Raw genomic sequence first — 15,957 nt, forward strand, 5'->3', positions numbered from 1 at the left:
AAAACATGACCTATGAAAAATCCCCTTATTTATTTCATGTTATTTGCCTTTATCCTGGTCATTACTTCCTGCGATAAAGTGATCGATGTCAAGCTGGATAGTGAAACAGACAGGCTGGTTATTGAAGGAAACATTACCGATGTATTGGGTCCGCAAACCATAAAGCTTAATACTAATGTGGCTGTTTCCAATACCAATACCTACCCTCCGGTAACAGGAGCAATAGTTACCGTTACAGATCAGGGTGGCACTGTTTACAAATTTACCGAAGGGCCTGCCGGTACCTACACAACCCCTAAAATGGTTGGCGTTGCAGGGAATATTTATACCATGAACGTGGTTATCAATGGAAAAACCTATAAGGCCAGTTCTATAATGCCGCAACTGGTTGCATTAAAATCCATTTCATCTTCAGACAGCAGATTTAACAGTAGTGATGGTACGCGTAAAATAACAGTTCATTACCAGGATCCAAAGGGAGTGGCCAACCAGTATAACTTTCTGATGTATGTTAACGGTGCACGGGTAAAGCGGGTATTAGTAAATAATGACGATTTTACGGATGGAAACAGCGTGAGCTTTGATCTGATGGAAGATGATATTGGTATAAATCCGGGGGATAAAGTGATCGTGGAGATGCAGTGTGTTGATAAATCGATATATACTTACTGGCTAACCCTAATGCAGCAAAACTATAATGGTCCGGGGGGAGGTGTTACGCCCTCAGATCCTCCTACTAATATTACCCCTTCAACACTTGGTTATTTTAGTGCACACACTACGCAAACCAAAACCATTACAGTAAAGTAATAAGAAAATATTTACTAGGATAATCCCGTATACTTTTACTTTTTGTGCAGAAAGTAAAAGTATACGGGATTACTATTAATTAAGCCAGTGGTTTCTCTTTATATTCGTCGCTGATGTTAACCCGTAAGCGTTTCATGGGGGCCAGCTCAGATTCGTAAACCTTTTTCTGTCCATCACCAAGTGCGGTTTCCACATCGCGGATGTCACGTACCAAACGTTGCAGGCCTTGCGGCTCAACAGAAGCGGCATGGTCAGATCCCCACATGGCACGGTCAAGCGTAAAGTGGCGTTCTACAAAGGTAGCACCCAGGGTAACTGCTGCTACTGTGGTGGCCAGTCCGGTTTCGTGACCAGAGTATCCAACCGGAATACCCGGATATTTGGCTTCCAATGTTTGGATCATTTTCAGATTAAGCTCCTGCAGCGGGCATGGGTAAGCCGAGGTAGAATGCGCTATGAACAGCGGATAATTTTCATCAAATGCCATAATATAGTTCATGGTGGCCTCGATCTCTTTGATGGTTGACATGCCGGTTGACAGCATTAATGGTTTACCGGTTTCCAGGATACGTTGTATGAGTGCAAAGTCGGTTAATGATGCTGAGGCCAGTTTGTACATTACGGTATCAAACTGTTCCATAAAATCAACCGATGGCACGTCCCAGGCAGATACAAACCAGTCGATACCCAGTTTTTTACAGTACTGATCAATAGTGGCGTATTCTGCAATGCCAAATTCCGTTTTGCGTTTGTAATCTATGTAGCTTATACGGCCCCATGGTGTATCGCGCATAATTTCCCACTGATCTTTAGGTACACAAATCTCCGGGGTACGTTTCTGAAACTTAACCGCATCGGCTTTAGCGGCCACTGCTTCGTCGATTAGTTTTTTAGCTGTTTCCAGTGATCCGTTGTGGTTAATGCCAATTTCGGCAATAATATAACTTGGCTGGCCTTTGCCAATCACCTTACCATTATTTAAAGTAATAGTGCCGCTATAGTTACTGGCCGAAAACGCGTTACTTTTTGCATCGATGATCAATTCGGCAAATTCACGGAAACAGCCTTCTCCTCCGTTTAAGTTACAGATAATATCTACTTCATTTTTGATACGCTGCAGGGCATCTGCGGGAGAAGCGGTTAAGCCAGCCAGCCTTATTACGTCCAGGTCATTGTAATCGTCGCCTATATAGGCCACCTGTTCTGGGTGTAAGTTTAAACGGTTACAGATATCCTTAAAAACGGCTACCTTATCTTTTATACCTAAATGCAACTCGGTTATTTGTAGTTTTTCGGCTCTTTTGGCTATAGATGGTGATAGTTCGCCAGTAACGATGCTGGTTTGTACACCTGCATATTTGCGTAACCGCTCAACGCCCATGCCATCGCGCATGTTAAATTTTTTCAGATCCTCACCATTGCTGCCATAATAAACTCCGGCGTCTGTTAATACGCCATCGCAATCGGTTATCAGTAATTTGATACCTGCCGCCTTTTGTTTTAAAATTTCATTCATCGGGTTTTTGAATTAAATTGCCAACCGACATTGAGCCGTTCGCAAAATCCATTTTTAGGTTATGACCTTCAGGGGTCTTTTTTTATAACTAATATTTTCTTTTACAAACCGGGTAAACCGGATTTCTTGTATTGGATTAAATGTAGGGCGGCAGCTTTTACATAATGCGAAATTTAGATTATCAAATTATTAAGTAATAGCCTTTAAATTAACCCTGTAGTTACGGGGGGAGTTTTGGATCAAGGACCTCTTCTAAATCCTCTCCAAAGGAGAGGACTTCACTTAACAGATCTTAAGTTTTTTACTCCCGCTCCATTGGAGAGGGGCGGGTTAGGTTCTTCATCATAATTTGCCCGGTATTTCTTAATTTTGAAGTTCGACTTTTACCCATGCCCGAAAAAGAAAAATTAAGGATAGATAAATACCTATGGGCCATCAGGCTTTTTAAAACACGCACCCTGGCATCGGATGCCTGCAAGGCGGGGCGTGTAAAACTGGATGGCAAAAACATCAAGCCATCATACGAGGTGAAAATTGGCGATACCTACCAGGTTGCTAAAGGAATTGAACGTAAAGTGGTACGTGTAACCGGATTATTGGAAAACCGGGTTGACGCCAAAACCGCGGTGAATTTTTATGAGGATATAACTCCTGTAGAGCAGACCCAGGCTTTCAAATCCATGTTCCATGCACCAATATTAAAACGCGACAGGGGTACGGGCCGCCCAACCAAACGCGACCGCCGGGAAATTGACGATCTGAAAGATGATTTTTTTGATAAGAAGGAAGAGGAAAACGAATAAGATTTGTCATCCTGAGCACAGGATGACAAGCATGTTTTTTTAATAGTCCGTTTTATTTTCTGTTGTTTCCCAAAGCTTAAATGCTGTCATGGCCTCGTCCCTAAGCAATTGTATAAAGGGGAGCTTACGCTCGGCCATAGGGCTTTCCAGCTCATTGTAAATAAAATGATCATCAAAGCCTATAGCCGCAGCATCTGCCTTGGTATTGGCATAATAAACCTTATCAATACGTGCCCAGTAAATTGCGCCTAAGCACATGGGGCAGGGCTCGCAGCTGGTATAAATTTCGCAGCCCGAAAGGTCATAGGTTCCCAATTCCTGGCAAGCCAGGCGTATCACCGATACCTCAGCATGAGCGGTAGGATCATTTGTTGGCACTACACGGTTAGCGCTGCGTGCCACAATCATTCCATCCTTTACTATAACAGCGCCAAAAGGGCCGCCGGTGCCTTGCTTTACATTATATTCAGACAGTTCAATCGCTATCTGCATAAACTTTTCGTGAACCGTATTTTGCATATACTTCTAAATTAAAAAAACCTCAGCCGAAGTTGAGGTTTTTAAAGTTAATATTTTATGATTTTTTATTGTCTGAATCAGAATTTTCAGAATTCCGGGATTAACAGAATTAGTTAGGCCTGATTTTGAAAATTCAATAATTCTGAAAATTCTGATTCAGACGCCATCTGGATATCCTTACTTCTTGTCTTTAGCGTAAGCTTCGTTCAGGCGTTTTACCACATCGGCAGTAACATCGAGTGAAGGGTCGCCATATAATACGGTTGGGTTGGCTTTTGAATAAGTTAATACCAGTTTGTATCCTTTTTCTTTAGCGTAAGATTTTGTAAAATCGGCTATTTTATCATACAATTTAGCGTTTTCAGTTGCCTGGGCATTCTGAAACTCGGCATTGGCATTTTGTTGGTAACCTTGCAATTCCTGCTGTTTACGTTGTAAACGTTGTTCTGTAGCCTGGCGCTGATCGGCAGGAAGAGTAGCTGCATTTTTTTGATACTCGGCAACCTCACGCTGAAAAGCCTGACCTTTAGCCTGTAAATCACCTTGTGAAGCCTTGCCTTTATCTTCCAAACGTTTTGACATATCTTTAAAATAGTCGTATTTGTTTAACAAACTATCTGAATTTACATATACGATAGACTCTTTAGCCTCGCTTGGCGCAGTGGTTGCAGCAGCTGCGGGTTTATCGGCAGTTTTATTCTGATTGCAGGCGGCTATGCTTCCTGCAATTAATATCCCTAATGTGAACTTTGTTAATGTTGAAGCCGTAGTTTTCATCTAATTGATCGATTTTTTCGTGTTTTATTTAGCTGGCGTTTATAGTTGGCGCCGTTGTTTTTTAATCAACTTCTTTGTGCAAGCACCGAAGATTTATCTTTTTTAAGTAAAAATTTTGACAAAGATAATCTTTCATTACAAGTATCCTAATTTCATTGTCTGAATCAGAATTTTAAGAATTGTAGAATATTCAGAATTTTGACGGATCAATTTTGTTAATTTTTTAATTCTGAAAACGGCAAAGCCTTCAACGAAGTTAATTATGATTCAGTCAGTATTCCACACCTGCTTTTTTATCAACAACTAATCGTTAATCTCGTGTTAATTTCGTAATTTTGAAGGTTGTTGTACTAAATAAATATGAGCGAAGAAAATCAGGACAAATCCAATTATTCAGCAGATAATATACAGGTATTAGAAGGTTTAGAGGCGGTACGTAAGCGCCCCTCCATGTATATTGGTGATACCGGCGTTAAAGGTTTGCACCATTTAGTATATGAGGTTGTTGATAACTCCATTGACGAGGCCCTGGCCGGTTACTGCGATACTATAAATGTTACTATTCATAAAGGAAATTCCATTACCGTTGTTGATAATGGCCGGGGTATTCCCACGGGCATCAATACCAAAGAAGGTAAATCGGCACTGGAAATAGTAATGACGGTTTTACACGCCGGTGGTAAATTCGATAAAGATACCTATAAGGTATCCGGCGGTTTGCACGGTGTGGGTGTAAGTTGCGTTAACGCGCTATCAACCCATGTTAAAACCGTGGTGCACCGCGAAGGAAAAATATTTACCCAGGAGTATGAACGGGGTAAGCCTTTGTTTGATGTAAAGGAAATAGGTGTATCTGACAAAACGGGTACTACCCAAACTTTTCAGCCCGATCCGGAAATATTCCAGTTCACCACTGAATATAAATACGAAACACTTGCCGGCCGCTTGCGCGAACTGGCATTCTTAAACAAAGGTATCCGCCTTACTTTAACCGATGAACGTTTCCCTAACGAGGATGGTTCTTTCCCTTCGGAAGAATTTTACTCAGAAGGTGGCTTACGCGAGTTTGTTAAGTTTTTAGACGGAACGCGGGTATCCATCATTCCAGATCCTATTTACCTGGATGGTGTAAAAAATGGTATCCCTGTTGAGCTGGCCTTTCAATATAATGATACTTACTCCGAGAATGTATTCTCTTACGTAAATAACATTAATACTATTGAAGGCGGTACACACGTAGCCGGTTTCCGCAGAGGGCTTACCCGTACGCTGAAGGCTTATGCCGATAAATCGGGCTTGTTGAAAAACATGAAGATCGAGATCACCGGTGATGACTTCCGCGAGGGTTTAACCGCCGTAGTTTCGGTAAAAGTGCAGGAGCCACAGTTTGAGGGGCAAACCAAAACCAAATTGGGTAACAACGAGGTAATGGGTGCCGTTGATATGGCTGTAGGCGAAATTCTGGGTAACTTCCTGGAAGAGAATCCGAAAGAAGCTAAACTAATTGTTAACAAAGTGATACTGGCTGCTACAGCCCGTGCCGCTGCCCGCAAGGCCCGTGAACTGGTACAGCGCAAGAGCGTAATGACCGGATCTGGTTTGCCGGGTAAGCTATCCGATTGTGCTAATAACGACCCTTCACTTTGCGAAATATACCTGGTGGAAGGTGACTCGGCGGGTGGTACCGCCAAACAGGGCCGCGACCGCGAATACCAGGCCATTTTACCACTGCGTGGTAAGATTCTCAACGTGGAGAAAGCCATGGAGCACAAGATATATGAGAACGAGGAGATCAAGAACATGTTTACCGGTTTGGGCGTAAGCCGCGGTACTCCTGAAGATGATAAGGCGTTGAACATTTCCAAATTACGTTATCATAAGATCATTATCATGACGGATGCCGACGTGGATGGTTCGCATATTACCACCTTGATCCTTACATTCTTCTTCCGTTATATGAAGGAGCTGGTTGAGGCTGGTTATGTTTACATCGCATCGCCGCCATTATACCAGGTTAAAAAAGGTAAGGACTCTGAATATTGCTGGAACGATGCGCAACGCGATGCTGCTATACAACGCCTAAAAGGTGCCGGTAAAGAAGATAGTGTACATGTACAGCGCTACAAAGGTTTGGGTGAGATGAATGATATCCAATTATGGGATACCACCATGAACCCTGCAACCCGTACATTAAAACGCGCTACTATTGAAAACGCGGCTGAATGTGATCATACCTTCAGTATGCTGATGGGCGATGAAGTAGCACCTCGCCGCGAATTTATTGAGCGCAATGCCAAATACGCCAAAATAGATACATAGCATATTGGCTCTTGGGAGCTTATAAAATTAAAAAGCGGCTGTTTCAAAATGAAACAGCCGCTTTTTTTTATGCTTAAATATGATATTTATAAAGCAGGACTGGCAGAATACTGCGCCCATAATTGATCTACCGTTTTGCCGGTAAGCTGTACCCAGGTATTGCTGGTATAACTACCATTGTGGCAAATACTGTTCAGATTGTTTAAGATAGAGCTGTTTACGTGTAGCTCCAGCCAGGCAAAGAAGCGGGCTGTAACTCTGTAACTATCCGTGTATTTTTGTGATGATGACCATGCCGGGAGCGACCAGCCCGCATTGGCATTATTAACCCCGAATTTATAACGGCTGTAATCTGCCAGCCCCTCGGTAAGCCATCCGGGTACACCGCCGGGGTAGGCTTGTACGATGTGCATTACTTCATGAGTAACTACGTCGTAATCGGCGGGATTGCTTTTGAACCAGGCGGGACTAAATGTAGTAATGTCATTAGAGGTGGCTGCTACTCCGTTATAAGCAGGGTCAACAATAAAAGTGACGTTTTTGGTTGCCGATGTATTAAAGCGGTTTGCCATTTGTGGGTACACGGTAAAAAAGGCATTTACAAAATTCTGGCGTTCCTGATCATCAAAGGTTGCCTCTTTATTTGTAAATGTGAGTTTATACCCGGCACTGGTATAAATTACAGTTCCAATAGGGGTTACAGTAGCAGTGATTTTGTTAGCTGTTTTATTTGCATCATCAGGAGTAACGTTTTCTGATTTTTTACAGGAAAAGATTACGGAGGCCAACATGACCCCATAAACCAGGTTCATTAATTTGTTTTTCATGCTTTACAATTGGTTAGATAGGTTATTAAATATGTATTGATTATTGTTTATTTTCTGGGAAAAGCTTAATGAATATTCTATGTTACACCAAAGTATATAGATAAAACGTTTTACTAATATAGTAAAATATTTATTATTTATATATTTTGTAAATATTTCTGGAATAATGGATAGCTGGATTTTAATAACAACTTATAAGTCATTATTAAAATAATGGTTTGTTAAAAGGCAACGACCACATAAAATGAGGTTAAAACCGAAGGGATGAGTTTTATCTAAGATTAACAGGTGCAAATAAAAATTACTTTAGCGTATATGATTGTTTAGAATCGTGGCTTTTTTAATTTCAGTACCTGCTTGCCATAGTCTATTACAGCTTTGTATTTCATCAGGATATCGCCACCCAAAACACCCAATACCTGCGGATGGCCCATTTGGCTGTAAGCTATATTAATGGTGGAAAGATCAAGCACAGCTACTTCAAAATCAGCAATGGGCATATCGCCTATTTGCATCCCGCTGATCACGGCAGTGAATGACTCCATGGTATTAGTACCCAGGCCGGTTGAAAGCCTGTCGCTGGCTAATATGGCCATAGTTTCATTGGCTTCGAAAAGTGCCGTACGGTCAAATGCCGTTTTAGATGCGCCTGTATCCAGCACTACGGTAAAAGCTTTGCCAAATAGATTAACCTCCAGCAGAGGGTGAAAACCATCGTCATGCAGGTCAATAATTTGTAGGGGAATAGAAGTCATTTTTTAATTAGTGAATTAGCGATTTTAAAGTTTAATAGTAAAGGAAGTAAAAATGAACATTTCATCCAATATTTCACTAACTCACTAATTCAATAATTAAATTAAAAAGGGTAACCAATGGCCAGGTTAAATACGCTGTAGCGGAAGTTCATGTCCCATTCTTTTTTTCCTGGCCGGCTGTAGGGATATCTTAGTGGTACACCTAAGTCGGTACGTAATACCAATACAGTTAGATCGAAGCGCAGACCAAATCCGGCATCGACAGCCATATCATTTAAAAAGTTTTTGGTGAAAACGGCACCTGGTTGTAAGCCGTTTGAGTTTTTTAGCCAAATATTACCCGCATCAACAAACAAGGCGCCATACACAATGCTGAACAATTTTGGCCGGTACTCAAGGTTGGCTTCTATCTTGATATCGCCCGATTGATCTGGAAAAAAATTACCGGGATTGACTTTAACCACATAAGAACCCGGGCCTATAGTACGCGCCTGAAAACCACGCAAACTGTTAGGGCCACCTATAAAAAATTGTTGGCTGTAAGGCAGCTGGGTTGAGTTGCCATAAGGGAGGCCGACACCCACCAATAGTCTGCTGGCAAACTTGCTGTTGGGACCGGTTTTATGAAAAAACCTAATTTCGTTCTCTATTTTTACATACTGGTTAAAGTTGGCGCCGAAGATCTGTTTCACTTTACCCTTCACAGTATCAGCCCCGGAAATAATGCCATATAAATTGTTTGAGAGGCTTACTTTGCCATTATAATAAAACGAATTGGTACGGTAATCTTCGGTGGTATTGGTATAGGTATACCCGTAGCTTGGGCCAAAAATAAATTGTTTATCAATAACATGTTTTAAAGCCGGGTTGATATTTTTTGGGTTATTAATACTATCCAAATACAGCTGTGAGATATGCTGTGGGTTAACAAAATTAAAGTTGAAGATATTTAACTCATGCGAACGATGGACCGATTCCTTCCATTGGTAGCCAAAAGAGGCATTAAAGGAGTTTAGCCTGTATAGCTTTTGGCGGTCAACCAGCGTATAACCCAGGGTAAAATTAGTATGGGGGATATAAGCATTATCAGCCTTAGGATATATAGGACTGATAAAGCGTGGCCATGATAGGGTTGTTTGAATACCCGCTTGGTACACATTAAAACCGTTGTTATTACCGCCAAACTGCACATCGGTGCTACCAAACAGCGTTACTTTTAAGGCCTCACCACCTTTAAATGCATTACGATTGAGCCAGTTGATATTTATTTGTGTGCCGGTATAATTGGCCGAGGTGGTGCGACCTAATAATTCCAGCTGTAACGATTTCTTTTTGTAGGGAGTTAAAAAGTAGTATACATCCAGTTTAGATGAATCTTCAGATACATCCTCAAACCTGTTTTTTACAAATTTGTATGGCCCCAGGTTTACAAAACGGTTTAAGGAATTATTATGATCGGTACGGTTGTAAACCTCACCGGGGCGCAGCAAAACAGTATTGGCAAAAATGTAGCTATTCACTGTTTTTCGTTTCTCAACAATGTGATACCAGCGATACTTATAGCCTTTATCCAACATTAATGAAGTATCGCGGAGTGAATAGCTGGGATACACATAAATATCGTTAATGGTGTAGATTTCCTTTGCCCGGTCGGCTGTACTTCTCTTAACAGCTACCGAAATATCAACCTGGTGGTTGGCAACTGCGCTATCCACCTTCATGATCAGGTTTTCGGGAGCAAAATAATAAAATCCTTCTTCTTTCAAACGGGCATCTATACGTATCCGTTCGTTTTTGATCACATCCAGGTTATAGTTATTGCCAGGCTTTAAAAAAGTTTGGGCTGCTGTACCCGCTACGGCGGTATCAATGCTTTCTTTACCACCCGGAAATGTCACTTTTCGTATTTTGTAAACAGGTCCGGTGGCTGCAGTGTATACCGCTTTTGCTGTTTTGCTTTTGGGTTTACTGACGGTGTCGCCGGTTACCTGTGCCTGAAAATAGCCCTCGTTTTGTAAGCGGTTCTGGACTATGTTGCTGTTTCTTTCCAGATCAACCGCACTTGCCAGAACCGGGGGCTCGCCAAATTTGGTATTGAGCCAGTGGGCAAGTCCTTTTGTCTTTTTAGTGCGGGTTTTGTTATATATCCATAATTTAACTCTTAGGCCTAAAATGGAGCTGTTGGGCTTTGGGCGCAACAGCGCGTCCATTTCTGTTTTTAATGCTTTAGCGTCACTTTTTTTAATATCCTTATCCTCAATTTTTACTTCGCCACCGGTATACAGTTTCTGGCCGGATGTGAGATATTTGGTATTACTACAGGCACTTAGTAAAACGGACACAAATAATATATATTTAAAGTGTTTGATCATAAGTTTAGTTTGAAGTGGTGGTTTGCTTTTTTTGCTCTTGTGGCTTTTGCTCCTCTGCTTTTATAGCCTCATTTTGCGCTTTTATAGCATCATCCTCTTTTTGTTTCTTTTCTTTTTCTTCCTGTAAATATTTGCGGCGCAGGGCTCGTTCCTGAGTGGTGCGTTTCCGGAATATTTCTCTGAAGCGATTGTAATCAACGGTAAGCGTAAAGCCTAAACCGGTTTCAATGATCTGACCTTGTATTACAATGAATTCATCGCGGCGATAAGCACGCAGGGCATAACGGCCATCTTTACTTAATTTATAATTTACAGATACATCTCCCGCTATATTGGTGGCTTTTTGCCCCTGTTGATTGCCTTCCAGGTTAAAGTTATTGCCAACAGTTACGGTGAGCCTGTCGTTAAGGAAACGTTTGGATACGCCCACGTTCAGATCCGTGCGGTTGGTGGCCGTACCTGAAGAATAATCCTCGCCCGATGTTAAACCAAAGTTCAGATCCACACCGTCGATAAGGTTGCCGGCAAGTTTGTTCAATTGATCTGATAGCAGGCTGCTCACACTGTTACGCACCAAGCTCTCGGCCGAAAATCCTGCCCCTTGGCTCTGTAGCGGGTTATCCCCGATGAAATGCCCCAATACCAATACCCCGAGTACCTGCTTATTCATTTCATTTGGATCCTGGCGTACCTGGGCCAAACGGGTATTCACATTGGTGGTTACCTCGCTTGATACCGAGTAGCTACTATCGGGCAGTACAATATCAAAGCTAATATCTGGTGTAAGTAATTGATTTTTAAGTTTCAGATTTACATTGAAAGGTAGTTTTTGTTTGTATTGAACCGAATTCTCTGAGCCGGTCAACTGACTTTCGACCAGGTCGATAGGTGGCACATTGGCTACATAAATAGCTGTAAGGTCAATGTTGGCGCTGGTGGGGTCGCCGGTCCATACAATGGTACTGCCTTTCTTGAAATTAAATTTACGTTTTACGGTGGCATATGACAGATCATAGGAGCCCGAGTTTACCTCGTAAGTACCGGTCAAATTGATCTTACCGCTTGGATCGATACCCGCGTTTAAGCTGGCTTCACCTTTAAGATGTACGATATCACCGTTCGACTCATCAATTACAATAGTAAAGGCCGCGTTTTTATTAACATTGATGGTTGCTGATACATCCATCCCGGTGACCTGCGACTTTTTCAAAGAATCGAGCCGTTTGGCCAGCAAAATGGAATCCAATTTAGAGGCATCATGATTTACAAACACAACCACACCCTTGCGGTCTTCTACACTTGGATCAGTAGTGGGCAGCACAACTGTCATGTCTGTTTTTTCATTTACTGTCAAGTTGGCATCAACTACCGGTTTGTTCATATTGCCCCTTATTTTAATACGGGTGTCAATAAACAATTTGCCGTAATATAGTTTGTTATCGGCTTCGGTGGAGTTCATAGCCCTAAAGTTGCGGGCATTGATATCCAGTCCAAAGGCAAAATCGGTATAGGTTTTGGTGAAGATGCTGCCGCTGATAACCGCTTTATTATTAGTGGAGTCAACCAGTGTAAAATCATTAAAGCGGATGCCCTGGTCGTTAAAGGTGATACTTTCCTGGGGCATGCGGAAATAGGAGTTGAGCATAGCCACGTTAAAGCCAACCTTATTAAAATTAACATCCCCCCTGATGGACGGCGCATCCGTAGTACCCGTTATTTTGAGCTGCCCGCTGATATTGCCCGACGAATTACGCAGACTGCCAAAGCTAAAACCTTCGATGCTCTTCATATTCAGGCTCACAATATTCAGGTTCATATCAAACCTGCTTTCCGGATTGGTATAATAAAGGCCGGTCAGGTCAACCTGATTGCCTTTGCCTGTAATGCTTACGCTGGCCGCGTAAGCATTCTCGGTTTGGTTATTTACCTTGAGCGCTACATTACCCAAAGTATCCCCCTTGAAATTAAGGTTGTTTACATCGATAGCGGCGGTAAACAGAGGCGATTTATCCAGGTTGCTTACATCGGCTTTGCCATTAATGGTACCACCTACCAGCAGCGAATCCTGCTGGGCAATTTTGGTAAGCGTTTCTATCCTGAAGTTGGTGAAATTAACCGTTAAAGGCGCGTTAAATTCCTGTGGATTACTATTGATACTCAATACCTGGTTGCTGTTGGTAATGGTAAAATTATGCGCGAGTATGCCCTTGGGGCCGTATTGCAAATAATTGTCGGCATTAACGGTCCATGGGGTATAATCCAGTAAAAGGCCGTCGGGTACAAAATTAAACTGGTATTGATTGGGCAATATGCTGAAAAGACCAGCAATGCGGTAACGCTCTTTTTTTGCTTTGTCGCGTACTTGTAAACTGATATCAAGTTTATTGTCCTGAGCTTTGCCCGAAAGACTGGTGTATAGCAAGTTGAGCGAGGAGCCTACTTTGATCTGATCGATCCCCATGTTATAATTAAGCGCGTTGTTATTGGTATTAATAGCCAAGGTTACGTTGCTCACCGTGTTGGTGCCATAAACCACCTTAGGCATCGATCCGTTTACGATGAGCTCGCCGGTTTCGCTGTTAAAACTGCCTTTTAACTGTACCGGGTCCAGCTGTTTCAGATCGGGTACAAATTGGGTAAGCAGTGGTGTTTTTACCAGGCGGGCTTCAAAAACAAATTGCTGCGGCGAATAGCGAGCGACAGGTTTTGAGTTTTGAGTTTTGAGTTTAGTTTTTCGGCTTTTAACTTTTGACTTTTGACTTTTCACCGCCGCCACCTGCTGCCCGCCCGCGATAGCCGTATTAAAATACTTGTTGATCACATCCTGCAGGGCATCGGCTATTTGGGTAAGCTTGTATTTGCCGGCCATGTGAGCTGTCATAATTGGGGTTTTTAAACGCAGGGTGCTACTATCAGCATTAGCTGTCGATTTAAGGCTTACTGTATCCAGCTGTATGCGTTGTCCTTTATTTACCACCAATAGTTCGGTGGCTAATATATCAGCATTCAGGTAATCCGGATCGGCGGTTGGGACGTTGGCCACCATTTTACCGTGGAAACGCATGTCGTCTTTTACAAAATTGAGTTTTTGCAGGTTGATACTGTCAACCAGTAAAGTGCCGTTAACTGATGGGTATTTGCGGTTTAAATAAGCTTTAGCATCCAGGCTGAAATCGATGTTTGGATCCTTCATACGGGCGGTGGCGGTATAATTTCCATTCTCCGAACTGCCTTTCAGTACCAGGTTTTGGTAGGTATAACCCTTCACGTAAGCTTTAGCCAGGTTGCCATTAAATTGTATACTGGCTTTTTTAGGATCGAGGCTTACACCTTTAAGATCGGCGTTCATGGTTATTTTGCCAACCATTTGCGGCTGTTTGGTTAGGGCGCCCACATTCAGGTCATTGGCTTTGATGTGAGCCGTATACATTTCCTTGCCTTTATGCTCACCGTTTTTCATGGCGGCAACCAGGTCGACTGCGCCATAGCTGGAGCGTAATTGCATTTTGGTATCAAAGTTGGTCATGCCGCCTTTAAATGTACCCTTTAGGTTCATTTTTTCGGGGATGCTTACGTTGGCCGGGATGCTGCCCGCGGGAGCCAGTTTGGCTATGTCTTTACTGCTCGTGGTAAAATCGGCTATGTTAACATCAAAATAAGCCTTATTTACATCGGGCAAGCCTTTAATTTTGGCTGATGCCTTAATGTGGGTACTGCCTAATCCGCTCACTTCCAGGCCAGGGATATCCAGGTTGTTCACCTGGCCTTTTACCTTACCGTTTATTTTGAAAACCGTACCCGGCGAACTTTTAAAAGGTTCCATGGTAGCCATCGTAGGCATCAGTAGCAACACATCCTTTAATCCCAGGCGGCTGCCATCTAAATTGGCATTGATACCCAATGATCCGATGTTTTTGGTAATGGCGGCAATAGATGGATAGCGTACCTGTACCGATTTTTGAAGAACGGTTTGTGGTGTCTCCAGCAAAAGGTCATTCATATAGGCATTGGTAGGCCCGTAAAAGAAAGCAGTGTGAAACTTATTGATCTTTAGTCCGCTTTTTTCGCTAAAGCTGAAGGAATTGATCTTACCTGAAATAGTATCGGGATTATAGGAAATATTCTCCGCTTCGGCGTTAAGGCTCCGGATATCCATGTGTCCGAAATCAAGTCCTTTGGGTATGGCTTTCTGTGCTTCATTATCAAACTTGATATTATCATTGGTAAAGTTCACCTTACCCAGGGTAAGAGCCCATTTAGATGTTTGTGGGGATGATACCAGCGTATCGAGTTTTTTGACGGCCTTTACAATGGCTTTTTGTACCGTTTTGGGTTTAGCCAGGCTCAATGTCGCATTGGTATTATTCAGCTCGATACTTTTGATGTCTACCTTTTGTTTCTTCAGATCGATCTTATCCATATCAACCAAAAGCTTGTTCAGGTCGACATTGGCGTTCATTTCGCTGCTTTGGTAATCTACTTTTATTTTCGATACATCTATAACGCCCAGGTTCAGATCCATATTAAGCGGTGCGGTAGCTGTATCCGGAGGAGGGGGGGCAGTCGGTGTTTGAATGATCCGGGCGTTAACATCGGATAAAGTGATCTTGGGTATAGAAAATTTCATTTTATCCATATCAAAATCCTTGATACGGGTATCAAAATGCCCCAACAGGAATTTAACATCGTTGCCCGTGATCTTATCCTTATATTTAATGTTGATACGGTCAAGGATGATCTTATCCAGCGAAAACTTCATGGTTGAGGTAGTGTCTTCGGGTTTTACCTCTTTTTTTTGCTCGCCCACAAAAGCTTTGGTGATATAATCGAAATTGAAAACGCTGTCGGCGCCACGGCTTACATTGGCGGTAATGCCCTGCAGATTGATCTCATTGATCTCCACCTTATGATGAAGCAGTTTAAACAGGCTGATATCAACCTTTAGTTTTTCGCCGGCAATGAGGGTGTCTTTTTTCTGATCTTCAAAATAAACATCTTCCAATATCAGCAGCTTGGGCAGGCCCAGGCTGATATGGCCGATTTGTACTTTGGTATGGATCTTCCCCTGTAAAAAATTCACCGCTTTATTCTTGGCAAAATTCTGTACAGCAGGAACCTGTATAAGTACAACTACAAGCAGCACCAGGAAAATGATACTTGCAATTATCCAGAGTATGGTTTTTAGGGCTATTCGTCCAATTTTTTTCAACTGTATAAATTTTTCAAGGGTGATGATCGTTCAATGTTAAACACTCCAAT

The 15,957-nt window shown here is 42.3% G+C and carries 10 protein-coding genes; 3 read left to right on the top strand and 7 right to left on the bottom strand.

Annotated features, from left to right (window positions below; genetic code table 11):
• Positions 1–12 precede the first annotated feature (12 nt).
• Positions 13–810 carry a DUF4249 domain-containing protein gene (locus ACTJKG_RS22200; protein ID WP_440740443.1) on the top strand — a complete coding sequence of 266 codons (798 nt, stop codon included), beginning with the start codon at positions 13–15 and terminating at the stop codon, positions 808–810.
• 79 nt (positions 811–889) lie between these two features.
• Here ACTJKG_RS22200 and ACTJKG_RS22205 read toward each other — a convergent pair whose 3' ends face one another.
• Positions 890–2,326: an N-acetylneuraminate synthase family protein gene (locus ACTJKG_RS22205; protein ID WP_253952261.1), complete on the bottom strand. Its 1,437-nt coding sequence runs from the start codon at positions 2,324–2,326 to the stop codon at positions 890–892.
• Positions 2,327–2,715: 389 nt separating this feature from the next.
• Here ACTJKG_RS22205 and ACTJKG_RS22210 point away from each other — a divergent pair, with 389 nt between their 5' ends.
• On the top strand, positions 2,716–3,129 hold the full coding sequence (locus ACTJKG_RS22210; RefSeq protein ID WP_172336395.1) for an RNA-binding S4 domain-containing protein: 414 nt from the start codon (positions 2,716–2,718) through the stop codon (positions 3,127–3,129).
• Between the two features lie 39 nt (positions 3,130–3,168).
• On the opposite strand, the gene ACTJKG_RS22215 is transcribed toward ACTJKG_RS22210, so the two are convergent.
• Entirely contained in the window at positions 3,169–3,648 is a 480-nt protein-coding gene (locus tag ACTJKG_RS22215; protein ID WP_172336394.1) for a nucleoside deaminase, read from the bottom strand.
• 177 nt (positions 3,649–3,825) lie between these two features.
• On the bottom strand, positions 3,826–4,425 hold the full coding sequence (locus ACTJKG_RS22220) for an OmpH family outer membrane protein (RefSeq protein ID WP_172336393.1): 600 nt from the start codon (positions 4,423–4,425) through the stop codon (positions 3,826–3,828).
• Positions 4,426–4,785: 360 nt separating this feature from the next.
• Here ACTJKG_RS22220 and gyrB point away from each other — a divergent pair, with 360 nt between their 5' ends.
• On the top strand, positions 4,786–6,744 hold the full coding sequence (gene gyrB, locus ACTJKG_RS22225) for a DNA topoisomerase (ATP-hydrolyzing) subunit B (RefSeq protein ID WP_172336392.1): 1,959 nt from the start codon (positions 4,786–4,788) through the stop codon (positions 6,742–6,744).
• Positions 6,745–6,830: 86 nt separating this feature from the next.
• Here gyrB and ACTJKG_RS22230 read toward each other — a convergent pair whose 3' ends face one another.
• The 4 genes from ACTJKG_RS22230 to ACTJKG_RS22245 form a co-directional block, all read right to left on the bottom strand.
• On the bottom strand, positions 6,831–7,571 hold the full coding sequence (locus ACTJKG_RS22230; protein WP_440740444.1) for a basic secretory protein-like protein: 741 nt from the start codon (positions 7,569–7,571) through the stop codon (positions 6,831–6,833).
• Between the two features lie 323 nt (positions 7,572–7,894).
• Positions 7,895–8,326 carry an aspartyl protease family protein gene (locus tag ACTJKG_RS22235; RefSeq protein WP_172336391.1) on the bottom strand — a complete coding sequence of 144 codons (432 nt, stop codon included), beginning with the start codon at positions 8,324–8,326 and terminating at the stop codon, positions 7,895–7,897.
• A 101-nt stretch (positions 8,327–8,427) separates the two neighbouring features.
• On the bottom strand, positions 8,428–10,698 hold the full coding sequence (gene tamL / locus ACTJKG_RS22240; RefSeq protein WP_440740445.1) for a translocation and assembly module lipoprotein TamL: 2,271 nt from the start codon (positions 10,696–10,698) through the stop codon (positions 8,428–8,430).
• 4 nt (positions 10,699–10,702) lie between these two features.
• Complete coding sequence (locus ACTJKG_RS22245) at positions 10,703–15,907, bottom strand: translocation/assembly module TamB domain-containing protein (RefSeq protein ID WP_440740446.1); 5,205 nt, start codon at positions 15,905–15,907, stop codon at positions 10,703–10,705.
• Between the last annotated feature and the right edge of the window lie 50 nt (positions 15,908–15,957).

It is taken from the genome of Mucilaginibacter sp. 22184, from assembly GCF_052045695.1.
In the GTDB taxonomy this organism is placed as follows: domain Bacteria; phylum Bacteroidota; class Bacteroidia; order Sphingobacteriales; family Sphingobacteriaceae; genus Mucilaginibacter.